Below are 23,008 nucleotides of genomic sequence, written 5' to 3'. Positions count from 1 at the left end.
CGCCAAAAGTTCTTTTACAACTGCTGGAGAGTTATATCAGACTGCTTTTGGGGTCTGCTGCCTTGTGCTTGTATTTGGGGTTTCCGGGCGGCGAAGCAAACTTTTTCAGGTGTCGCTCAGCTTCGCGACAGGGGGTTCAATAACTTTACCAAACTTTTACAATTGACCGTAATACCTCAGCCGCCGCTTGCGCTGGTATTGGTTTGTCCTCTATGCCATTTTTCGGTTCAAAGTCAACGGCAGAAGCACCTGTTAACTTACGCGCTAACTGACCGGCTAAAAAGTTTTGCATTTCCCATGTAGATATAATTAGCCACATTCTGCAGATTTTTGGGAACGGCAACTAATCGAATCAATTTCCGATAAAAATCTGTTTCTTCTTTTAATTATAAACTTTTTGAGGAGTAGGATGAGTGATTAAGTTTATATACTTAGTTTATCGTGGTAATTATATCACATACTGAGCTCTTTAGTGCGCGACAGACATAAAATTTAATAATTTGTGTTCTCAAGCCCGATCGACATCTCGAACAACTCAAGCCTTCGCGGTTTTTCTACCGAGGCGGATGGCGCGGCGCGATTTATGTATTTTCGTAAAAAAACTAGGTTTCTGCATTCCGGGGCTATTACTAAAACTATCGCTTTGATTCGCCCTCCGAGCAAGCTATAGCAATCCTTTCGGGAAACGCGCAACGGGCTTTTTTGTGAATTAACCGATGCCATAAGAAGAGGACACACTGTTAAACAAAAAAAAGAGTTGGCACGTGATGGGAGGATTGCTATAGATATCGCCCGGATTAGCTATCAGTAGTTGTTGTTTTTGGATTTTACTACTTACCAACTACTCATTATTAGCGCTTACTGATTTTGTGCTTTTCTTTCTCGAAGTTTCAACAATATTTCTGCATGAACTTCGCGGCTTATGGGATAAAAATAGGTAAGAATCATGCCAGCAATTAAAGCAATTGTGGGCAGCGGCCCGATCGCAACTCGAATCGCAAACAGTGCCGACTCTGGCTGTACGGGTGCAGGCTGTCCCGGAACTGTAGATAGAAATCCAGCTCCTTCTAATGCTTGGCCTACCAACCACAAACCCCCTGCCAATCCGATTTTTTGCAGCAGTACCATGAAGGAATAGAAAACGCCTTCGCGTCTTTCTCCTGTTTGCAGTTCGTCGAGTTCGATCACATCCGGTATCATCGACCAAGGTATTAGATAAGCCGTGGAAACTCCGATACCTGCCATGACTGCTAATATGTACATCTGCAATACTTGTCCTGGTTGGAGGAAAAAAAGTCCAGCTTGGGCAATAATCCACAAACTCATGCCCATAAAATATACGGCTTTTTTGCCGTATCTCTCGCTGACTTTACTCCAAACAAATAGCATGATTAATGCAGTGCCTTGAACTGCGATCGCAACCAAGCTAAAAACGTACTGTGGCTGTTGCATCCAGTTAACAACAAAGTAAGGAATAATAGTAGCAGTCAACTGCACTCCCAGCCAAGAAAAAAGATAAATTCCAATGACGTACAAAAAAGGGCGATTGCTAAATGCAATCTGCAACTGTTCTTTTAGTGGCAAGGATGTAGAATTATCTAGTTCGGCGTTTTCTAATAGTTGGGCGGCGACGTGCTTGCGAGTTCCCAAAACGCACCAGTACAAAGGCAAGACAGAGATAACTGCACAGATTGCACCTAATACTAAATATTGTTGATTCGGGTTGTTTTGAAATACAGCAAAGATAATTAGAGCTAAGATTAATGAAAAGATGCTGCCGCCAATTGAGAAAGCAAACCGAAAACTATTAAGGCTAGTGCGTTCGTTGTAGTCTTGAGTAAGTTCTGGAGTCAGGGCAGTGTAGGGAAGATTGACAGCCGTGTAGGCGGTGTTGAACAAAATGCTGATCGCAACATAGTACCAAAATAAGACTGTGTGATCCGTGCTAGGTACAATCCACTGCAATAAGAAGAATATGCCGAAGGGAATTCCACCATATATGATCCAAGGATATCGGCGGCCCCAAGGGTGAGAAGTGCGATCGCTCAAAACCCCCACAATCGGGTCATTTATGGCATCCCAAACCTTGCCAACTACCAAAATATTGCTGGCTAAGCCGGCAGGTAAACCAGCGACATTGGTAAAGAAAACTAGGAGGTAAAATGCCAAAACATTAGCGGTAATTGCCGGGCCGAGGTCGCCGGCACCGTAAGCTAATTTTGTTGAGAGGCTGAGTTTTTTTGTTTTGGGGTTGTCGGCGGCTGGTCGAGGCCCGGAAGTGTTGCTCATAAACTTTGATGTCGGGATTTTTTGGCAGTCACAGTCTTTCCAGTAGGAGTATAACTCGCGCTACGCCCTAATACTAAGTTTTTTGTAGCGATCGGGACGAGCCTGAAAATTTGGTAATTGATAATTGGGTAATTGGTAATTGATAGGTTAGTGGGGGCGGCTTTACCAGATTATTTGTCTTAGGCAATTATGCTTGGTAAATCCTGCCCCTACTTAAGGAAAAAGTTGCGAAATCTGAACTTCTATTTCGGGAAATGCCAGCATTGACAAAACATCATCTTCATTAAATACTGTTTCTTGTCGGTAGTTGGCCTCGCCCGGTTCGCGAAAAACATAAACTTGCCGCGTGTTAACATCAAGTATCCAATAATCACTAATTCCCGCCTTAGCATAAGCCGGTGCTTTCCGCTTGCGGTCTGTTTCTAAAGTCGTGTCAGCTATTTCTATTAATAAGAAAATATTGTCTGGTGCGGGATGAAAATCTTGGTACAGCCGAGGGTCAATTTGCACTACAGCAATATCCGGTTCTGGTTCTGAATTTATACTTAGAGTAACCGGGTCTTGGATGCGAATTAAAGCAAGTCCTGCCAGCAGATTTTTGAGATAGTCGGCTGCACAGAGGTTAGTTGCTGCGTGCGGAGGGTTTTTTGCACTCATTGAAATAATTTGCCCGTCAATTAATTCGACTCGTTCATCGGGATTGAGAATGCCAGTTTCGGTCATGCGGCGGTATTCGTCTACAGTCCACAAGCGTACATCTGTTACAGTCATGGCACGATTTCCTTTGGCTATATTATCTATTATCCTAAAGGCCGAAACCGTTTTTTTATCAAAATACTGGATAAGAGACTTTAACAATGGTAACAAACGCGGTTTATTTGGTATAGTCCCGGACTACTCTAAATCCAAAATCCCCAATCTAAAATCCCCAACTAAAATTGCTATGTCAGCAATCTAGATTTAGCTGTAATTGCTCCCACACACCACAAAATGGCATTGACAATTTCCGATCGCTGAATATCTTCTGCGTCTAAAAAACTTGCAAACTCTTCCTCAATATTCAAATGGTCGGCAAAATCATAAAGTATGCGCTTGTATTCAGTTGGCATCGGTATTAAAGTAGCTTTCACTAAATCGAAAAGCGCGTTCAAACAGTTGAGGATAGTAGCTGACTCGTCAAAATCTTCGGCATCGAGCAAGTACAGCGTTTCTGCAATGTCGCAAATAGCGTCTATTTGTGTGGGTGGCTTTCCCAGTTTGCTGACATCGATATTGCACAATTGGAGAGCGTTAATCGCTAGTTCTGGACGGGTAAAAAATACAAGTTGACCGCCCGCTACTAAGGGCGGCTCTTGTTCTCCATAGACAATTAGAGTATATAGATTTGGTATTTCGGTGCCGGGGTCGATCCGAAAACCGAACAGCCACAACAATTTTTCTGTATTTGGGTTGGCTGTTTGCAGTGTTGTTGGGAAAATATTTGGTTCTGACATGAATTTTTAATCCCTATAATACGCTCTTAAACGCGGTTTCTACGCAAATTTTTAGTTTTTGTGAGAAATCTACAGAGGAACCGGGTTTATAAGGCAATAGTGCGTAATCTTTTTCCTATAAATTTTGCTGGATTATGGCGTAGCATTCGGCAACAGTTGCTCTTTCTTCCATTGCTGCTACTAGGGCTTCGTAAGCTGATTTGTGGCTTTCGATCAGGTTTTTTGCTCGCAGCAAACCCCAGTTTTGTTTAAGTTGAATTTCGGAGCTAGGACGGCGCAGTTGTGTTAAAATTGCACTAATTTTGGTACGGTCTTCTGCTCCTCCTTGTGCGCTGCCGTAAACAAATTTTTCGGCGACTATTCCGGCCATCCACACGGTGCAGTATTGGTCTAAAAGTTGGGCGGAAAGAGTGCCGCTTTGGAGTTGAGATGCTAATTGTTCGTCTTCAAATCGGACGCCGCCTTGGGCTGTTTGGCCTTGTTTAAATGCTTCCCAAGCGCTGAGGGCGTAGCTGGTTACGGGAATTCCCAATAGGTGGGCAACTAGGAAGTGTCCGGCTTCGTGGTGAAGGATTCGATCGCGCTTTTGTTTGGAAGTTCCTCCCAGCCAGTCTAATAAAATAGTCCCGCCTTGACCTTGCCACTGGAAACTGTCGAGGGTGGCTAGCCCCAACAGGCAAAAAGTGGCGATCGCAGGTACGGCTTCTGGCAAGTTGAATAGGGGCCCCAACAATATTGAAACGGTGATGGCAAAGATAGAAATAGCGATAATATTCAAAGAAGTGTCTTTCATAATGGCGAATGGGTAACTGGGAATTGGTAATGGGTAATTTGTAATAGGGAATTGGTAATGGGAATTGGTTTTAGAGGTAAACTCAGGTACGATCGCGCGATCGGTTTGGCAGCGTCGGGTCGATCTCAGCAGCGGGGACTTCCTACAAAAACACCACCTTCCAGTTTGACTGAAAATTGCCCCTCCGAAGCCACCGATATTAAAAAGATATTAAAATAAATCAAAGTCCAGTAAAAGTGTTAGTGGAATCCTTCATGTCAGTTTTGGCAGCGATCGCAGTTTTAGGTATCTTGATTGTCGTTCACGAACTCGGCCACTTCCTGGCGGCGAGACTTCAACACATCCACGTCAACCGCTTCTCAATCGGTTTCGGGCCCATCCTCTGGAAGTACCAAGGCCCGGAAACAGAATACGCCCTCCGCGCCTTTCCCCTGGGAGGTTTCGTGGGTTTCCCGGACGACGATCCCGACAGTACAATTCCCCCAAATGACCCGAATTTGCTCAAAAATCGCCCTGTGCTAGATCGGGCGATCGTCATTAGCGCAGGGGTAGTTGCCAACTTAATTTTTGCTTATTTCCTTTTGGTGGTGCAATTGAGCACTGTCGGCGCGGCAGAAATGAACTACCTACCGGGAGTTAAAGTCCCGGAAGTCGCTGCGGAAGTCAGTTCGGCCGCGAAACAAGCGGGAATTCGATCGGGCGACGTTGTTCTGTCTGTTGACGGCAAGGAATTGGGCGCTTCCCGCGAAGCAGTCAAATTATTGGTCGCAGCAATCCAAGATCATCCCAACCAACCCCTAGCGTTGGAAATTCAGCGCCAAGAACAAAAATTTGTGGTGACAGTAACTCCTGAAGAGTCGCCCGACGGCAAAGGTCGCATTGGGGTGCAGCTAACTTCTAACGGCACTGTGGTGCGGCAGAGGGCCGGATTTGTAGAGGCGTTTAGCAAGGCCGCCAAAGAATTTGAGCGGATTGTGGTGCTGACAGTTCAAGGTTTCGGGCAGTTACTTAGCAATTTCAGCCAGACTGCCGACAAGTTGTCCGGGCCTGTGGCGATTGTGGCGATTGGTGCAGGGATTGCGAAATCGGATGCTGCGAGTTTGTTTCAGTATGCGGTGCTAATTAGCATCAATTTGGCTGTGATTAATATCTTGCCTTTACCTGCTTTAGATGGCGGTCAGCTAGCTTTTCTGTTAATAGAAGGACTGCGGGGCAAGCCTCTGCCGAACCGCATTCAGGAAAATGTCATGCAGACTGGTTTGGTGTTGTTGCTGGGTTTGGGAGTTTTCTTGATTATTCGCGATACTGCTAATTTGGCTGGGTTTGATTTGCGAAATTTCATGCAATAGTAAATGAAGGAAGAGGGAAGAAGGAAGAAGGAAGAAGGAAGAATTATGTCTGATTTTCCGTTGGTCTATTTTCCTATTTTTCCCTCTACTTTTTTTCCTACGCAAGCGAGGCATAGCCTCTGGTTATGGGTTCCCCGGTCGTGCCTGGGAACCAGTTAAAAACAAATAACAAATGACTAATGACTAATGACTAATGACTAATGACTACTGACTACTGACTAATGACTACTGACTAATGACTAAAAAGTTAAGTTTAAAACAACGATCGCTCGAAATTCTGATTCGCCTCAAACGCCTCTATCCAGAAGCTCCTTGCACTCTCAACTACGAAACTCCCGTGCAGTTGCTGGTGGCGACGATTCTCTCGGCTCAGTGTACGGACGATCGAGTAAATTTGGTAACGGCGGCTTTGTTTAAGCGTTTTCCCGATGCGGTGGCTTTGGCAAATGCTGATATAGAAGAACTAGAAAGTCTCGTGCGATCGACTGGTTTCTACCGCAATAAGTCTAAAAATATTAAAGGTGCTTGTCAGGCGATCGTCAATAAATTTAACAATCAAGTGCCACAGCGGATGGAACTGCTGCTAGAATTGCCCGGAGTTGCCCGCAAAACGGCTAATGTTGTTCTCGCCCACGCTTTTGGTATTAATATGGGCGTGACGGTAGACACTCACGTCAAACGTTTGAGTCAGCGGTTGGGATTGACCGAACATACCGATCCTATAAGGATCGAGCGGGATTTGATGATATTGTTGCCGCAGCCGGATTGGGAAAATTGGTCGATTCGGTTGGTTTATCACGGCAGGGCCGTTTGTAATGCGAGAAATCCGGCTTGCAATATTTGCGAACTTGCAGATTTGTGTCCTTCTGCTAATATTTCCTAGGGTGCGTCAGCTCGAATTAGAGCAACTGTCGATCGCACAATATGAACTTACGGACTCTACAAATCAGATCAGTTGTTGTGTGTAAATAAAAATATTTAAAACTAAAGTTATCCAAAAAGACAAAAATATAGTAAAATAGTAGATTGTGATTTATCTAAGGATATCAACAGATTATGGCTAAGAAGAGCATGGTCGAGCGCGAAAAAAAGCGCCAGAGACTCGTAGACAAGTACGCCGACAAGCGGGAAGACCTGAAAGACCAGTTTGACCAAGCTAACAATCAGATGGACAAAATGGCGATTCACCGCCAACTGCAACAGCTACCCCGCAGCAGTTCGCGGACTCGCTTGCGGAACCGCTGCTGGGCAACTGGACGGCCCAGAGGTTACTATCGTGACTTCGGACTTTCTCGCAACATGATGCGAGAAATGGCTCACGAAGGTCTTTTGCCCGGTGTTGTGAAGTCTAGCTGGTAGCACGAAGGAAGAAGGAAGAAGGAAGAAGGAAGAAGGAAGGAAGAAGAAAAAAACTCACAATTAATCGGCAGGATTAGGTTTGGGGTTGATTTTTGTTTCAGACTTATGAGTTAAATTTTTCTCCTTCTTGCTTCACTGGCCACAGCATTTATCGATGCCGAGACTTTCGAGTAACAAGTCGCTGACGGCATTGGCGATCGCAAATTCGCCGTAGAAGCTTTTAGAAAAATCATAGGCCTGCATTTCGGTGACGATCGCAATTACGAGGCTGCCCACGTCATTTTCGCCTTCCATGCGCTGGCGGACATAGATTTGGGCAGCTCTTTTAGCTATTTGCTGGTTGGCTGCTTCTGGGATAAACTCGGAGTCTAGCCATGCCAGCAGCGTTTGTTGAAGCCATTGGCCTTCTTGTTCGGGGTTTTTGGCGGGCGGTAAGGTAATAGGTTCAATGATTTCAGACATGATTATTCCTAATTGCTAATGTTGACTTTGAAAAGTTAACTGAGAAATGACAACTGATAAATATATGCAATATGATATACCGACAATTATACAAGGATACGCGCAAGGCTATTTCTTGATGGCAAATGACGGCGAGGAGAGTTTGGGGTGGTATTCGAGCCGTCAGCGGGCGCTGATTCCCCTGGATGAAAGATTTACCTATCCGAAATCCCTGCGTCGCCAAATCAATCAAAATCGATTTTCGGTGGCTGTAAACCGCGATTTTGGGGCGGTGGTTGAGGGTTGTGCCGATCGCGAAACGACTTGGATTTCTAAGGAGCTCAAGAAGATTTACTGGGCTTTGTATGAGGCCGGTTGGGCTTACAGCTTCGAGACTTGGTGCGGGGACGAATTGGCGGGCGGTATTCTCGGATTGTCGATCGGCGGTGCGTTTATTGGGGAGTCGATGTTTTACCGAATTCCCGAAGGTTCTAAGGTGGCGATGGTGAAATTGGTGGAGAGATTGCGCGATCGATCTTATCTACTTTTCGACGCTCAAATGAACAATCCGCACTTGGAAAGATTCGGCGCTTATACTGTCAAGGAAAAACTGTACAACACTCTTTTGCAAGCAGCTTTGAAGCGCCGCTGCTCGCTATTTTGAATATTCGGTCAGTAGGGAAATGGCAATGTCATTTTCGGCTCTACTTGTTGCTTCAAACACTAGTATAATTAAGCTCAGATACTTCTCGGAGACAACCACAATGCAAGTCACAACCGAAGAAATTATTTATCCATCCAGCGACGGTCAACCAATGGCAGACAGCACAATACAATACAAATTAATTGTCACAATCAAAGAAGGTTGCGAATCGCTGTTTGAAGATGACCCCAACGTGTTTGTAGCCGCCGATTTACTGTGGTATCCGGTTGAAGGTAGACCAGATATTTCTCAAGCGCCGGATACGATGGTGGTATTTGGTAGACCAAAAGGCGATCGACGTTCCTACATACAGTCTCGCGAAGATAATATTGCTCCCCAAGTCGTCTTTGAAATTCGATCCCACAACGATAATAACACAAAAATGAACAAGAAACTTTCATTTTACTATCGTTATGGAGTCGAGGAGTATTACCTTTACGATCCAGAAAGAAATCAGTTAGAAGGTTGGCAAAGAATTGAAGGAATCTTAGAACCCATTGAACCGATGGAGGGATGGATAAGTCCCAGACTGGGAGTGCGGTTTGAGTTACCAGAAGAAGGGTTAGAAATCTATCGCCCTGATGGAGAAAAGTTTCTTTCCTATTCCGAAATAAATGCAGAGCGGCTATTAGAGCGACGGCGCGCAGAACAAGAATTTCAGCGTGCCGAAGAAGCCTCGCACCGCGCCGAACAAGAAGCTCAAAAAGCAGAACGTTTAGCAGCCAAACTGCGCGAATTGAACATCGATCCTGATAGCATCTAAGCTCGAACTAGGAGAATAAACCCGGTTTGTCAAAGAAATCGGGTTTCTGGGGATTGCAGTTATTTACTTTTTTCAGGGCGAACGGGAGTATTTGGTCGATCGCCCCCAGCTCAAATTACATATACTACAATATATAATACAGAGATTTGAGCCAAAATCCTTGGAGCTCAGAAAAATCAGAATCGAAGCCCCTTGAATGTGTAAAAATACTGAAGCAAACATTACTAAACCCTGCACGGAGCAATTGTTGTGGATTCCAGATATAACCCCCAATCCATAGAAGAAAAATGGCAGCAGACATGGGCTGAGCAAAACTTAGACCAGATGCCAGAAGATACCCAAAAGCCTAAATTTTATGCCTTATCCATGTTCCCCTACCCGTCGGGAAACCTGCACATGGGCCACGTCCGCAACTACACAATCATCGATGTAATTGCCAGACTCAAGCGCATGCAAGGTTATCGGGTATTGAATCCGATGGGATGGGACGCTTTTGGTTTGCCCGCAGAAAATGCAGCTATCGAGCGAGGAATTCCCCCTGCACAATGGACTTATCAAAACATTGCCCAAATGAAAGGCTTATTTCGCCGCCTGGGTATTTCTTTCGACTGGACAAAAGAAGTTACAACTTGTTCTCCCGATTATTATCGGTGGACTCAATGGATTTTCTTGCAATTTTTAGAAGCCGGATTAGCTTATCAAAAAGAAGCAGCAGTTAATTGGGACCCTATAGACCAAACAGTTTTAGCAAACGAACAAGTAGATAACGAAGGTCGTTCCTGGCGTTCCGGTGCCAAAGTCGAGCGCAAATTATTGCGGCAGTGGTTCCTCAAAATTACCGATTACGCCGAACAGTTATTAAACGACTTAGACAAATTGCCAGATTGGCCAGAAAGAGTCAAATTAATGCAAGCCAACTGGATCGGCAAATCAGTCGGCGCTTACTTAGAATTTCCGATTGTCGGAATGGATGAAAAAATCGCCGTTTTCACCACACGTCCCGATACAGTTTACGGCGTCAGTTACGTTGTTTTAGCACCGGAACATCCACTAACTCAGCGCGTGACAACCGAAGATAGAAAAACCGCCGTAGAAACCTTCATCAAAGAAGTCGCCGCCCAAAGCGAAATCGATCGCACAGCCGAAGACAAACCAAAGCGCGGCATCCCCACAGGCGGCAAAGCAATCAATCCTTTCAACGGCGAAGAAATTCCCATTTGGATCGCCGATTATGTGCTGTACGAATACGGCACCGGCGCCGTCATGGGAGTACCAGCCCACGACACGCGAGATTTCAAATTTGCCAATCAATATCAACTGCCCATTAAAGTAGTAATTGTGGATGATGATGAAGTTCCGCTGACGGAAGCTTACACCGAACCCGGAATTATGATTAATTCCGAAAGCTTCAACGGCATGGATTCAATTAAAGGCAAAGCAGCAATAATTAAATATGCCGAAGATGCAGGTTGCGGCAAAGCGCGAGTGCAATACCGCTTGAGAGATTGGTTGATTTCCCGACAGCGTTATTGGGGGGCTCCCATTCCCGTAATTCACTGTCCCACCTGCGGAACTGTCCCCGTCCCCCAATCGGATTTGCCCGTGTTGTTGCCGGAAAATGTAGAATTTACCGGCAAAGGTTCGCCCTTGGCAAAGATGGAAGAATGGGTAAACGTTCCTTGTCCGAGTTGTGGCACTCCCGCGAAGCGGGAAACAGACACGATGGATACTTTTATCGATTCTTCGTGGTATTTCTTGCGCTATCCCGATGCTCAAAATCAAGAGCAAGTCTTCGATACGGCGAAGACAAATGATTGGATGCCCGTAGACCAATATGTGGGCGGCATCGAACACGCAATCTTGCACTTACTGTATTCGCGGTTCTTTACCAAGGTTTTGCGCGATCGGGGTTTAATCAATTGTGACGAACCATTTAAACGCCTGTTAACTCAAGGCATGGTACAAGCAATGGCCTATAAAAATCCTGTTACTGGCAAATACGTTCCCCCAGCAGATATAGACCCCGCAAATCCCAAAGATCCTCAAACTGGCGAAGCTTTGGAAGTCTTCTATGAGAAGATGTCAAAATCAAAATATAACGGTGTTGACCCCTTGCAAGTTATGGGAAAATATGGGGTAGATACGGCGCGGATGTTTATTTTATTCAAAGCGCCGCCAGAGAAAGATTTGGAGTGGGACGACGCTGATGTGGAAGGTCAATTTCGCTTTTTAAATCGCGTTTGGCGCGTGGTTACAGAGTTTGCTGGGCGAGTCCCTGCCACCCCCGACCAAGGAGTAGAAAATGCTGAATTAAGCAAAATTGAGAAGGATTTGCGACGGGCAATTCACACTGCAATTAAGGAAGTTAGCGAAGATTTGGAGGGCGATTATCAGTTCAATACTGCTGTTTCTGAAATGATGAAACTCAGCAATGCTTTGAATGATGCTAAGTGTAAAGATTCGCCAATTTATGCAGAAGGAATTAACACTTTGATTCGCTTGCTAGCGCCTTTTGCCCCACATATTGCTGATGAATTGTGGCACAATACTGGTAACAGTGAATCGGTGCATACGCAAACTTGGCCGAGTGTGGATGCTTCTGCATTAGTTACTGATGAAATTACGCTAGTAATTCAAGTTATGGGCAAGACTCGCGGCACAATTCAAGTGCCTTCAGGTGCTGATAAAGCTGCTTTGGAAAAGTTTGCTCGCGAGTCGGAATTGGCCAAGCGTCACCTGGAAGGTAAGGAGATTAAAAAGGTAATTGTGGTGCCTGGAAAGTTGGTTAATTTCGTGGTAGCTTGAGGGTAAAAGTCGCTACCTGTAGGCAACCTATCGTTTCTACACAAACACAACCTAATCCCCTTTAAACACTATCGGGCAACTATTATTTACTGTGAGAGTAGACAAGTTGCCCTTTTTTCACTAGCTTTAATGGAATTTTAGGATTGTTTAGCGGCTCGTTTCTTAGCCTCACCTTTTCTTCCCATTCTTTAAATTTAGGTTCCAGCATTTCCGGTGTAAGTTTATAAATCTCTTTGAGAGTTATGCCTTCATACAGTCCAATATACCAAGCTTCTACTCTGCGATATTTGTCAAGTATAATTTCATTCAAATGATGGTGAGTAGTGACCCCACCGCTTCTATTGAGAGCAATATTTATTGTTTTAAGTTCGTATTCTTTTCCTTCAGCATCAATAGCATCGTTTCCTTCACGTCCCGGTGATATCCGCAGCCCTAAAAGGATTAATAACTGTAAAGTCTTTCCCCCGTTATCTTGAAAAATATCCGCAATACCATATTCACTAGCCAGATTTTGCAATTCTTGAATGCTTTTCATAGCATTTTCTAGCCGTTTAGCATCTGAAATGCGTTCTGCTTCCGTGGTAACAGCCTCTTCAACAGGCTCCACAACTGACGGAGAAACTGGTTCAGCTATTAGGGTGCTAATGAGAGCTGTACTCTCGCCGCTTTGGCTAAAACTGATTAAATAAGTAGCGGGTACATCGAGCGCTTCAGCTAGATCAAAAATAACTTCAAAGGATGGCGATCTTTCACCGCGTTCCAATAAGCTGATATAGTCAGTAGTCTTGTCTATGAGTTCTGCTAACTCGTCCTGTGTCATCCTTTTTTCTCTGCGTAACTGACTTACCTTGGCAGCAAATTGTTGTCTGGCTTCTTTGTAATTCATACCCATCACACTTCATAAAAACGAACTGAAAGTTCGCTTTTTGAAAGGTACGAAGAATTTATACACAAAACAACGTACTGAAAGTACGGATTGACTATAACTGACTGTACGGATTTTGATAGAATGACAGTAGGCTGTGTCTCTTGTACCTTAAACTAATCTAAATTAAACATGAGTAACCTTTTGCCCGCCCCAATTTACACCACCAAATACGGTCAATCTTATTTGGGAGATTCTCTTCATCTCCTGAATAGTCTTGCTAGCAATTCTGTAGATTTGGTGATTACATCCCCTCCTTTTGCATTGCAACGCCAAAAGAGTTATGGAAATGAAGATCAAGATTTATATGTTGATTGGCTGCTGGGCTTTGCTCCTGAAATTAAAAGAGTTCTCAAGGATACTGGAAGTTTTGTTATGGATCTTGGAGGTGCTTATCAAAAAGGAATACCTGTACGCTCGCTGTATAATTACCGTGTGCTTATTAGGTTATGCGACGAGTATGGATTTAAACTTGCTCAAGAGTTTTTCTGGTTTAATCCTTCCAAACTTCCATCTCCTATAGAATGGGTGAATAAAAAGAAAATCCGGGCTAAAGATTCTGTGAATACTGTTTGGTGGCTTTCCAAAACGAATCAGCCTCAAGCGAATATTAGTAAAGTCAAAGTAGAGTATTCTGAGAGAATGAAAAAACTTTTGAAAAATGCTGATGAATTTTACACGCCCAAAGAACGTCCTTCCGGTCACAATATTAGCGATCGATTTGCCAAAGATAATGGAGGTGCTATTCCATCTAATTTGCTAGAGATTTCTAATTCGGAAAGTAATTCTCAATACTTGCGTTGGTGCAAAGAGTTTAATGTTAAGGCGCATCCGGCACGTTTTCCCCAAAGATTACCGTCATTTTTTATAAATTTTCTTACTGAACCGGGAGACTTGGTAGTAGATATTTTTTCTGGTTCTAATACTACGGGTCATGCAGCAGAAGAATTATCAAGAAACTGGATAAGTTTTGAAAAGGAAAAACAATATGTTGCTGCATCAATATTTAGATTTTTGCCTCAAGAATATTTTGGGCAAGCGGATACAATATACAACAAATTGTTAATTGAGGAAGCATCAGGATTGATTTTACCTCAAACTAGGCTACTTTTTGAAGTTAATAATTATTCTTTTTAATTGGGCTAAATAGTATAATTTTTATTTAAGTTACCACAATGCTCGAAATACAAAATAGATACAGACATTGTTTGAAGTTGCTATTTTTAATAGGAAAGATTTGGGCGCTCGCCTACATTGCTTCCTGTATACTCTTGTTTATGCTGCAAACTCGTTTGATATTTCAGCCAACACCTACAATCGCCAAAACACCGGATGCTTTTAACATCCCTTACCAAGAAGTTTGGTTGCCAGTTAAGGGTCGATCGCGCAAAATTGAAAAACTTCACGGTTGGTGGCTGCCCGCCGCAAATCGACAATCATTAGGAACTCTATTGTACCTGCACGGCAGAGGTTTGAACATTGGTGCGAATATCAATCAATCTTACCGCTTTCGGCAATTGGGTTTTTCCGTATTGCTGATTGATTACCGGGGTTACGGTCGCAGTCAAGGCAGCTTTCCCAGCGAATATCGGATATATGAAGATGCGGAAACAGCTTATAATTATTTAGTTAAGCAGCGGCAATTTTCGCCCAGCGAAATCTTTTTGTACGGCCATTCAATGGGAGGTGCTGTTGCTGTGGAATTAGCAATAAGGCATCCAGAAGCTGCAGGATTAATTGTTCAAAGTTCGTTCACTTCAATGCGGGATATGGTAGAACGCTACGGTTTGATGCGGTTGTTTCCGCTGCGGCTGCTGCTGACGCAAAAATTTGATTCTTTGGCTAAGGTTAAATTGTTGCGAATTCCGGTTTTGTTCGCCCACGGGACTGCTGACCCTTTGATTCCCAGTGGGATGAGTAAAAAGTTGTATGCTGCTTCTCCTCAACCTAAGAAAATTTTACTTGTTCCTAATGGTAAGCACAATAATGGAGATCTTTTTTTTAACAGTAGCGAATACCGCCAAACTATTGTTGATTTTGCAGAGAAAGTAATTCCCAGGAAACAGGAAATAATATCAAACGGTGATTGAAATCGCTTCTACACAAACAAAGTCCGCCTGCGCGGACTGAAAGAGATGATTTTAATTGTTAGTTTCAAAAAGCAATTGCACGATCGCTCCGCATTCCAATTTTAATACTGATTGAGCACTCCCGCCATTAACGGCAATTTCTAGCCAGCCGTCAGAACCAGTTATGGCAATTAAATCCCCAGGCTTGCTGTCGCTGTAGGTTTTACCGCTGGGGATGCGAATTGCATCAGAACTATTGCTAATTGTTACTGACCAATTGTTACCTATAATGCAATTATTGGGGATATTAGTAATTAGATTGCCGAAGCGATCGACATATTGAACACAGCCTTCTATACCTGCGGCGGTAACGGCACAATTTGGTATCTCTAACTGCACTAAACTTGCAGGGTCGATCGCATCTCCCAACTCTTCCAAAGCCACCCCGTTCGCCAAGTGAGCGCCCGCTGCAGCGAAAATATCGCGACCGTGAAAAGTGCTGCTGGGTTGAGGTGTGCGCCAGTATTGAGAATTCGTGAGTTCGACACAGGATATGGCACTTTCCCGACTCAACACCCCGCTAAACAACCCGTTATCGGGCCCGACAAGAAAGCAATTAGCACATTTAATCGCAACCCCGCGTCTCTTGCTTCCCACCCCCGGATCGACGACAGCAACGTGTACGGTTTCTGGTGGAAAATAAGCAAAAGCAGTCATCAAACAAAACCTCGCGGCCGCAATATTTTGAGATGGTATTTGGTGCGTAATGTCAATGACTTTTAAGTGCGGGTTAATTTGGGTGATCGCACCTTTCATCACTCCCACATAAACATCGCTTAATCCAAAATCCGTCAGCAGAGTTATAATTCTATTTTTAGACATATATCCACAGGTAAAAATATGGTATCACAATGGGAAAACTTTCTGCAAAACTTGGGAGAATGGCACGGTTCTTTTACCCAGTTATCGCCGCGAGGAGAGGTACTTCAAGATACTCCTAGCATTATTTCTCTCGAAGGTTTCAATGACAACAAAAATGTGCGATTGAAACTCCGTCGATTTTCCCCAAATCCTAACGGTGTCGGCGAACCGGAAGTCAGCGAACTTGTTCGAGAATATCAAGCTTTGGGACGAGATATCCTATTTTTTGAGAATGGAGCTTTTTCTCAGGGTACTATTCAACTAGCGCCTTATTCTGAGTGCGGTGGCGAGTTTGGTTTTATCTACAATTATCGCCGGTTGCGCTTCGTTCAGCTCTACAATACCGACGGCAATTTATCAACACTTACCTTAATTCGGGAAAAGCAGCTTGATAAAAATGTCCCCGAACGTCCGCCTTTAACTGTTGAGGATTTGCTGGGAGAGTGGGAAGGCGAGGCGGTGACAATGTATCCAGATTTGCGTTCTCCAGACTTTTATTCTACCAAACTGCAATTGCATTTGGAAAATGGCGATCGCCTAGTGAACAAAATTACTTTTGGCAGTAATGCTACTGTTATCAGTTCTAGCGCCCGCATTGACGGTTCAGTTCTGCACTTTAACGAAGGTGCTTCGCCCGTGCAAGTTGTACTCCTTCCTGACGGGGGTTCTTGCACTTTACCTGTCAAGATTGAATTGAGGAAACCTCTATTTTTCGAGGCCGGTTGGTTGGTAGAACCTGACTTGCGGTTTCGGATGATTCGCAGTTACAATGAGCGGGGTGAATGGGTAAGTTTGACTTTAGTTACTGAACGCAAAGTTAGTCATTAATTAGTATCGCCTGCTTCACAAACACTCTTTAATTTCCACCAATAATCTACATAAACCCGCCCCCATTTCTGGCGGACGAAAGTTTATGTAGCAGCGAATTTTATTCGCCGGACTTTGTTTCCTGGGTTTGCGATTGAATCACGGCACTCCAGTCATCATTGTTAACAGCAGCTTCCAAATCCTTAGCGCGTTCGCCGTCACTTTGGACTGCGGTTTCTAACTCTTTGGTAAGAGTGGAATCTGCCATTGCTTTCCGCAATTTCAGCTTCTTTTCCTCATAAGCTTTTTGTTCCTCCGCAGACATTGCCGATCGCGCTGCTTGGCCTACCGTAGCCGCCCACATTTCGCTGTCAGCACCGTTTCCAGGCGGAATGCTGCCAATTTCTGCTATCCAAGCATCCCGCAAACTTTCCATTTCTTCCCGCTTCGGGAATTTGAAAGTTTGCACGCGCAGGAAAGCACAATTTTCGACGCCATTTTGGGCGATGTGACCGTTGATTGAAAGCAGGATATTTCGCGAATAACCTATAAACTGAGTGTTGCGGGAACTGTCCATTACAGCGTAAACGCCGGCGACTTTCGCGTTAGTTGCCAAATCGCGCCATGTATCGATCGACATTACTTGCGTGCCGTCATTTTCTAATTCAGAAATAGCGGCGGCTGCGCTGTGTTCTGAGTCGGAACTGTATAAAAAGTTGTGCAGTCCTTCATGGGCGACTGGTACGTTTTGATGTTCTATTGCTACGTCTCGATCGGCATTCACTTGATTAGCTTCCATAAAACCCAATTCCTCAAAAAATGTCAACTTTACTCATTCAATCCCACTTTCAGGGGCGGGCTTTCCGGCCCACCCCACAATAAAGTTCTGTTTGTGGAACAGGCCGGAAAGCCTGTTCTATTGTTTTTTTTGCCCTTATATACTTAACTTGCGGCAATTTGTTGCAATTCCTCGTCAGTCAATTTAACTTCGAGCGCCCCCACAGAGTCTTCAATACTCGATACTTTGGTCGCACCGGGAATCGGAACGATGCAAGGCGATTGAGCCATTAACCAAGCTAATACTATACAGTAAACTGAAACGTTTTTTTCTGCGGCTAATTTGGCGATCGCGGGTATATCTTGCAAGCTGGTGACGCGGCGGCTTCCTCCCAAAGGACTCCAAGGAAAAAATGTCAGTTTTTCGGTTTCGCAATATTCCAGAACCCCGTCTGATTCCGGCTGTCTGTGCCACGGATTGTACTGATTCTGCACGGAGACAACTTCTACTGTATCGCGGGCACGTTTGATCTGCTCTACAGAAAAGTTGGAAACTCCAATAAATCGAATCCTTCCTGCTTCTACTGCTTCTTTTGCGGGTGCTAGGGCTGCTTCGATGGTATAAGCGGGATCGGGCGAGTGGTACTGCCAAAGGTCGATCGGTTCCTTGCCGCCCAACGCTTCAAAACTTTCGCGAATTGTCTGGCGCAAATGGTGGGGGTTGCCGTTGCGCGTCCATGCACCTTGAGGCCGCATTAAGCCGCCTTTAGTGGCGACAGTAACGGCCCGAGTATCTCCGGTGTACTGTTCCAAAGCTTTGGCAATCAACTGCTCATTGTGGTGTTTGTCGGATTCATCTTGGCAGTAGGAATCTGCGGTGTCAATTAGGGTGACACCCAAATCGAGGGCGCGGTGGATTACCGCAATTGATTGATCTTCGGGCGGCCGGCCGCTTAAGGACATTGGCATACCTCCAAGACCGATCGCGCTGATAGTAAAATTACTGTTACCCAGTTTTTTTCTTTTCATTGGTTTCCCTTCGTTTGCGTGGTTTATTTCCAGTTTACATTTCAAGGATAAGTTGAAATCTTACATTTATTTAACTATCTAAGTAAATTGAAACAAATATTTTTTAGATAAGCTGTTTTGCCTTGAAAATGTATATTTCGATTCCCTATTCCCCACGTTTCAAATCCTCTCCCTCTCAAACATAATAGACAATCTCGATCCGCAGCAGCTTACCTATAGCGGTTCTCAAGCGTGGTGAGGTATGCCCTATGCCCACGGAGGCCTATGCCCTATGCCCACGGAGGCCTATGCCGGATAGTACCTCATATGAGAGATCGAAAGGCTATACCTACTTAACTAGCTGGAAGCGCTGGTGTAAAAGCGGAGTGCAAATTGCCAGAAGTAGCGGGAGAAAAATAACAGCCCGATCGCCAATATTCCCGCCCCTGCGATCCAAACGATTTCACCTCTCCCCAGCATGGCCTCTGCAGGCACAGTCGTCAAGAAGGCAACGGGAACTACGAAAGTGAAGAAAAATCGATAAGCTGCAGGATAAGCTGCCATTGGAAATCTACCCGCTTCTAACAATCCTTTGAGGACTTCGGTAACATTGTAAATTTTGACAAACCAAATGCTGGTTGCCCCTAACATAAACCATATACTGTAAAGAGTAATAGTTCCGAATAACAGCGGTATTGCTGTTAAAAAATAGTTGCCGATTGCTACTCCCAATTTGTTGGCAGCATACAGCAGCAATAGGGTGCCGAAGATTAAATCTGGGATTCCCCAAGGCGAAACTGTGTTTGCAGATAGCCAGAATTGGGAACTGATGGGTTTGAGGAGTACGAAATCGAGAGTACCTTGCTGCACTCGATCGACAATACGGCTGAGATTAGGTGCTAGAAACGTTGACGAAAACCCCTGCAAAATCGTGAAAATACCGAGTACAACTAAAGCCTCTTCCCATTTCCACCCCGAAAACGTGTAACCGGTACGGTAGAACAAAAACAGCCCAAACAAGCTGCCAGTAAGATTTCCGAGGCTGCTGATGGCCGCGAGGACAAAGTTGATTCGGTATTCTAGTTCCGCTGCGATCGCCGCACCCCAGAACAATTTCAGTACGTGCAAATATCGTCCCATGTTTGTCGTCATTTTTTGCCGTGTAAATACTTAAATTCCCCTATTGTAAAGCTTGTGTGAAGTTAACTGCTGTACTGGCTGTTCATTTCACTATAACAATAAATTATTGATACCGCTTACCTAAGTAGTTTTACTGATAAATAGTATTAAGTTATTTAACCAATTTTAAATAGAAATTACAATTATTAATTAAAGTCAATCTTAAGCCCATATATTTTGGCAATTATTAAGCCGAATTCATGTCTTCACACAAAGCCTCGCTTGATAGATTGGAAATACTAATATGTTACAAGTCTTAATATTATAAATATTTCAAAAACATCTAGCCATACCCAAACGCAACACTTAGGATGGGGCATACGTACTCAAAAGGAATACGTAATCAGGAATGCGTAATTATACGCACCCAAGAGGGATCGAGAAATTGACCTAGCTAACAACACGTAAGGAAAAAAAGACATGGATGCTTTAACATTATCGAGACTGGGCGTCAAGCACACCAAGAGTGCAGTAGCCGAATCGCTGCGGATCAATACAGGATACGACGTGACAAGCCCAGTAACTTTTTACGGGATTGTCAACGAGCGCTGCAATGTTAAATGCCGCCAGTGCGAGTATTGGCGGCTCAAAGAATATAAAGACGAAATGACGATCGAAGAATGGCAAAATGCCCTCTTGAGCGTCAAAGAATTTGTGGGCGAATTTTCAATCAACTTTAGCGGCGGCGAACCTTATATTAAAAAAGGTTTTCTAGACTTGCTGGCCTTTGCGAATAAAAATGGCATTCACGCCGGCGTCACCACCAACGGCTATTGCATGACCAGGGAAAACGCAGCCAAAACTGTCGCTGCTCGTCCTTTTAATGTGAATATGTCCGTTGACGGGCCGAATGCAGAACTGCACGATTATTTGCGGGGTCAACCGGGATTGTTCGATCGGCTTTCTAAAGGAATCGGCTATCTGCGCGAAGAACAAGAAAAACAGAACGTCTTGTTTCCGATCAACGTCAAACCGACAATGAACCGACTCAATTTCCGCCACCTCCCGGAAATAGTCACCTGGGCTCAGGGAATTGGGGCGACGACGGTGAACTTCCAATCCGTCAACCGCTGGACGCCAGAAACATACGAGGAATTGTGGATTGAAAAAGAAGACATGGAGGAATTTTCACAAGTAATCGAGCGGCTAATTGAAATGAAGAAGAACGGCGCTCCGATTATGAACAGCGATGAAGTGTTGCGATTGATGATTCCTCACTTTGCCGAAGAAACAGCTCCTGATTCAACTCGTCCTTGTCGCGTTGGACTGCGAAATTACTGGATTGATACGCGCGGTGATGTGAAATTGTGCGATGAGTTTCCGGTGATTGGTAATGTGAAAGACGCCAGCGCCCGCGAAATTTGGTACGGCGAAAAAGCTCAGGAAGTCCGCCGCGATACTTTGAATTGTGGCAAGCTTTGTCTGATTACCTGTGTCTCACAAAAGACGATTTTGGACAAAGTGAAAATGGGGATGAAGTTATTAAAGAATTGAGGTTTGAGCAGTGTTAATATTGCTTTTGTTCATGGTGGCCGGGTTTTATCAGAAACCCGGTTTTTTGTTTGATGAATTGTATTCCCGTTCGGTTGGGCTAAAGGACAGGGCAATGCCGTTTCCCTACGAATACAATGTTTTGTATCAGTCGTAGGGTGGGTGACGGTGAAAAATCATTGCACCGCAGCCCTTTACTATTGACTCTCACGCACGGCTTTACCTGACAAATATTTTTCTTACCAGCCGCAGGATTCTGGGGGATATTTTTCTGGCCAGCGGCAGGATACCCAGTATCGGCGTTCCGACAAAAAGATGATATTCTCAAGTTGGCGAGATCGCTTTTGGGAGCATCTCATATTTGCAAAAACACTTCTTTCTTCTTCCTTCTGACTCTTTTCTCCTGGCTCCTGACTCCTGACTCCTAATTCCAATTTCGAGCTTTGCTGCTTTCATTGAGATGCTCCCTCGCTTTTTCTCTTTGTCTTCCTTCTTCCTGTCGATTTCCATTTGTTCTAGATCGCGCTAACATTCCCTCTCTTGCTGCTCCCGGTTCAATTCCACCTGTGCGATTGCCACCATCCCGCAAATTGTGGATGTTGTCTGCTGGAACAAATCTTGATTGGCAATCAGGTAGTTTAAGTATTTTTCAATATCCCTTTCCATTCCCAAAAGAGCGATCGACCTTTCTATGCCAAAAAGAGCGATCGACCTTCCCAGACACAAGAGCGAGGGCATTGCTTTTACTCAATCAGTATTGAAAACATCCTGCAAGTTACGATCACCACTAATAACGCGCAAAATCTCAATACCATCACCAACTATTTAATAAAAAATGATGTATCCCATCAATGGCACACCACGTCAACTGGGAGAAAATTGTGAATACGATCGCCCCAAATATGGAAACTGTGCAATCTGCTGACATTTTTTACCAAATTTTTCCACAAAGCGCTCTCCTGCATCCACGCTTTGCGCCAAAAAGTAATCGGAAATTTCGGATAAATCTCGACTCGCTTCGATCGTAATAAGCAAGCGATTCATGCTCTTAATTCTCTGGCTTTTTTCACTTTATCTCTAAGTTGAGCTAATACATCGTCTGGATTGAGCAACTCACCCCGTTGTGCTTGTTCTCGTGCTATATCGATTTTCTTCCCAGTTTCTTGTACCCACGCTAAATAGTTTGGGCTGTTGCCGTCATCGGATAAAGTAACATCATCGATTAATAACAGCAAGGCTGTGTTAATTGCTTCTTCAAGGGAGGGATATTGACCGTGCTTTACTAAAGCTTCAAGGACTTGGGTTTGCTCTTGGCTCAAGGTGATTTGCATTGTTACCTCGGATGGGGCAAGGGTTGGACAATACTTCTACTGTATCGTATTTTATTACAAAAATGCGTGAAGCGAAGCTATCCCGTAGGGAATCGCTCTTGACTGTGGCAGATAGAAAAAGGCGCTCTCGCTCTGGGAGGTACTTGAATTATCGGATATGCAGAACCATGTAAAGTTTATTTGAAAAGAACGATCGCACTCACAGCCCCAAAGAGCGTGAAGCCCAGCCCCTACCCTAGGGAATCGCCCCTCGATCTCTTCAACGAACGATAACCCACTGGAAGCTAATATTTGTATAATAGATAAACTAGGCAAGCGCAAAAAGTGAAAACCGATGTCACAGGCAATCCTCAACCAAATTGTTAATCAGCTTGAAATGCTGGAATTTTTCGAGTTACAGGAACTAGAACGCGCGATCGCGAAATATCGGGAGCGTGTCACTTTTGCGATGAGTATAAATACTCGTGAACCCAGAATGACTTTTTTATCGATCATCAGTATCAAT

Annotated in this window: 26 protein-coding genes; 11 read left to right on the top strand and 15 right to left on the bottom strand. The window is 44.3% G+C overall.

Translation table 11 applies throughout. From position 1 onward, the window contains the following. Window positions 1–145: 145 nt before the first annotated feature. The 5 genes from QUB06_RS24845 to QUB06_RS24825 form a co-directional block, all read right to left on the bottom strand. Window positions 146–319, bottom strand: a complete 174-nt coding sequence (locus QUB06_RS24845) for a hypothetical protein (RefSeq protein WP_333437551.1) — start codon at window positions 317–319, stop codon at window positions 146–148. Window positions 320–858: 539 nt separating this feature from the next. Beyond that, a complete protein-coding gene (locus tag QUB06_RS24840; RefSeq protein ID WP_333437550.1) occupies window positions 859–2,289 on the bottom strand; it encodes an MFS transporter in 1,431 nt (476 codons plus the stop codon). Between the two features lie 213 nt (window positions 2,290–2,502). Then, window positions 2,503–3,060, bottom strand: a complete 558-nt coding sequence (locus QUB06_RS24835) for a Uma2 family endonuclease (RefSeq protein ID WP_333437549.1) — start codon at window positions 3,058–3,060, stop codon at window positions 2,503–2,505. Between the two features lie 170 nt (window positions 3,061–3,230). Next, window positions 3,231–3,782, bottom strand: a complete 552-nt coding sequence (locus QUB06_RS24830) for a hypothetical protein (protein ID WP_333437548.1) — start codon at window positions 3,780–3,782, stop codon at window positions 3,231–3,233. Between the two features lie 115 nt (window positions 3,783–3,897). Beyond that, window positions 3,898–4,575, bottom strand: coding sequence for an ATP-dependent Zn protease (locus QUB06_RS24825; protein ID WP_333437547.1), 678 nt, complete (start codon window positions 4,573–4,575; stop codon window positions 3,898–3,900). 57 nt (window positions 4,576–4,632) lie between these two features. On the opposite strand from QUB06_RS24825, the gene QUB06_RS24820 reads away from it, so the two are divergent. From QUB06_RS24820 to rpsN, 4 genes are all read left to right on the top strand, one after another. Further along, window positions 4,633–4,794, top strand: a complete 162-nt coding sequence (locus QUB06_RS24820; protein ID WP_333437546.1) for a hypothetical protein — start codon at window positions 4,633–4,635, stop codon at window positions 4,792–4,794. A 35-nt stretch (window positions 4,795–4,829) separates the two neighbouring features. Next, entirely contained in the window at window positions 4,830–5,924 is a 1,095-nt protein-coding gene (gene rseP, locus QUB06_RS24815; RefSeq protein WP_333437545.1) for an RIP metalloprotease RseP, read from the top strand. 235 nt (window positions 5,925–6,159) lie between these two features. Next, window positions 6,160–6,807 (top strand): endonuclease III, encoded by a 648-nt coding sequence (gene nth, locus QUB06_RS24810; RefSeq protein WP_333437544.1) that lies wholly within the window; start codon window positions 6,160–6,162, stop codon window positions 6,805–6,807. Between the two features lie 173 nt (window positions 6,808–6,980). After that, window positions 6,981–7,283, top strand: coding sequence for a 30S ribosomal protein S14 (gene rpsN, locus QUB06_RS24805; RefSeq protein WP_006633844.1), 303 nt, complete (start codon window positions 6,981–6,983; stop codon window positions 7,281–7,283). A 132-nt stretch (window positions 7,284–7,415) separates the two neighbouring features. On the opposite strand, the gene QUB06_RS24800 is transcribed toward rpsN, so the two are convergent. Then, window positions 7,416–7,745 carry a hypothetical protein gene (locus QUB06_RS24800; protein ID WP_332980099.1) on the bottom strand — a complete coding sequence of 110 codons (330 nt, stop codon included), beginning with the start codon at window positions 7,743–7,745 and terminating at the stop codon, window positions 7,416–7,418. A gap of 46 nt (window positions 7,746–7,791) precedes the next feature. Between QUB06_RS24800 and aat the strand changes: the two genes are divergently transcribed. The 3 genes from aat to leuS all read left to right on the top strand — a co-directional run bounded on the left by aat (window position 7,792) and on the right by leuS (window position 11,995). After that, window positions 7,792–8,388, top strand: coding sequence for a leucyl/phenylalanyl-tRNA--protein transferase (gene aat / locus QUB06_RS24795; protein WP_445242200.1), 597 nt, complete (start codon window positions 7,792–7,794; stop codon window positions 8,386–8,388). Window positions 8,389–8,488: 100 nt separating this feature from the next. After that, the gene (locus tag QUB06_RS24790; RefSeq protein WP_333437543.1) at window positions 8,489–9,190 is read left to right on the top strand and encodes a Uma2 family endonuclease; all 702 of its coding nucleotides are present in this window, start codon (window positions 8,489–8,491) and stop codon (window positions 9,188–9,190) included. 249 nt (window positions 9,191–9,439) lie between these two features. Further along, complete coding sequence (gene leuS / locus QUB06_RS24785) at window positions 9,440–11,995, top strand: leucine--tRNA ligase (protein ID WP_333437542.1); 2,556 nt, start codon at window positions 9,440–9,442, stop codon at window positions 11,993–11,995. An 82-nt stretch (window positions 11,996–12,077) separates the two neighbouring features. On the opposite strand, the gene QUB06_RS24780 is transcribed toward leuS, so the two are convergent. Continuing rightward, entirely contained in the window at window positions 12,078–12,881 is an 804-nt protein-coding gene (locus tag QUB06_RS24780) for a helix-turn-helix domain-containing protein (RefSeq protein WP_333437541.1), read from the bottom strand. 171 nt (window positions 12,882–13,052) lie between these two features. On the opposite strand from QUB06_RS24780, the gene QUB06_RS24775 reads away from it, so the two are divergent. After that, entirely contained in the window at window positions 13,053–14,057 is a 1,005-nt protein-coding gene (locus QUB06_RS24775) for a site-specific DNA-methyltransferase (RefSeq protein WP_333437540.1), read from the top strand. Between the two features lie 38 nt (window positions 14,058–14,095). After that, window positions 14,096–15,010, top strand: a complete 915-nt coding sequence (locus QUB06_RS24770) for an alpha/beta fold hydrolase (protein ID WP_333437539.1) — start codon at window positions 14,096–14,098, stop codon at window positions 15,008–15,010. Window positions 15,011–15,061: 51 nt separating this feature from the next. Here the strand turns inward: QUB06_RS24770 and QUB06_RS24765 are convergent, their stop codons facing one another. Beyond that, entirely contained in the window at window positions 15,062–15,871 is an 810-nt protein-coding gene (locus tag QUB06_RS24765) for an SAM-dependent chlorinase/fluorinase (protein WP_333437538.1), read from the bottom strand. 18 nt (window positions 15,872–15,889) lie between these two features. Between QUB06_RS24765 and QUB06_RS24760 the strand changes: the two genes are divergently transcribed. Next, window positions 15,890–16,738, top strand: coding sequence for a DUF3598 family protein (locus QUB06_RS24760; protein WP_333437537.1), 849 nt, complete (start codon window positions 15,890–15,892; stop codon window positions 16,736–16,738). Between the two features lie 100 nt (window positions 16,739–16,838). Here QUB06_RS24760 and QUB06_RS24755 read toward each other — a convergent pair whose 3' ends face one another. From QUB06_RS24755 to QUB06_RS24745, 3 genes are all read right to left on the bottom strand, one after another. Beyond that, complete coding sequence (locus tag QUB06_RS24755; protein WP_333437536.1) at window positions 16,839–17,516, bottom strand: GIY-YIG nuclease family protein; 678 nt, start codon at window positions 17,514–17,516, stop codon at window positions 16,839–16,841. 143 nt (window positions 17,517–17,659) lie between these two features. Next, window positions 17,660–18,523 (bottom strand): aldo/keto reductase, encoded by an 864-nt coding sequence (locus tag QUB06_RS24750; RefSeq protein WP_333437535.1) that lies wholly within the window; start codon window positions 18,521–18,523, stop codon window positions 17,660–17,662. Between the two features lie 336 nt (window positions 18,524–18,859). Beyond that, the gene (locus QUB06_RS24745; protein ID WP_445251420.1) at window positions 18,860–19,654 is read right to left on the bottom strand and encodes an ABC transporter permease; all 795 of its coding nucleotides are present in this window, start codon (window positions 19,652–19,654) and stop codon (window positions 18,860–18,862) included. Window positions 19,655–20,101: 447 nt separating this feature from the next. On the opposite strand from QUB06_RS24745, the gene QUB06_RS24740 reads away from it, so the two are divergent. Next, window positions 20,102–21,175 carry a radical SAM protein gene (locus QUB06_RS24740; RefSeq protein ID WP_333437534.1) on the top strand — a complete coding sequence of 358 codons (1,074 nt, stop codon included), beginning with the start codon at window positions 20,102–20,104 and terminating at the stop codon, window positions 21,173–21,175. Between the two features lie 321 nt (window positions 21,176–21,496). Here QUB06_RS24740 and QUB06_RS24735 read toward each other — a convergent pair whose 3' ends face one another. The 4 genes from QUB06_RS24735 to QUB06_RS24720 form a co-directional block, all read right to left on the bottom strand. Next, entirely contained in the window at window positions 21,497–21,628 is a 132-nt protein-coding gene (locus tag QUB06_RS24735) for a hypothetical protein (protein ID WP_333437533.1), read from the bottom strand. Between the two features lie 69 nt (window positions 21,629–21,697). Further along, window positions 21,698–21,910: a hypothetical protein gene (locus tag QUB06_RS24730; protein ID WP_333285034.1), complete on the bottom strand. Its 213-nt coding sequence runs from the start codon at window positions 21,908–21,910 to the stop codon at window positions 21,698–21,700. Between the two features lie 126 nt (window positions 21,911–22,036). Further along, on the bottom strand, window positions 22,037–22,216 hold the full coding sequence (locus QUB06_RS24725) for a type II toxin-antitoxin system RelE/ParE family toxin (protein WP_333437532.1): 180 nt from the start codon (window positions 22,214–22,216) through the stop codon (window positions 22,037–22,039). Next, complete coding sequence (locus tag QUB06_RS24720; protein ID WP_333285038.1) at window positions 22,213–22,503, bottom strand: hypothetical protein; 291 nt, start codon at window positions 22,501–22,503, stop codon at window positions 22,213–22,215. The genes QUB06_RS24725 and QUB06_RS24720 overlap by 4 nt, the downstream gene beginning before the upstream one ends. Window positions 22,504–23,008: the final 505 nt, after the last annotated feature.

The sequence above is a fragment of the Microcoleus sp. D2_18a_D3 genome, assembly GCF_036702455.1.
Classification (GTDB): domain Bacteria; phylum Cyanobacteriota; class Cyanobacteriia; order Cyanobacteriales; family Microcoleaceae; genus Microcoleus.
Note: the sequence above shows the minus strand (reverse complement) of the source record. Positions and strands in the feature narration are given on the sequence as shown.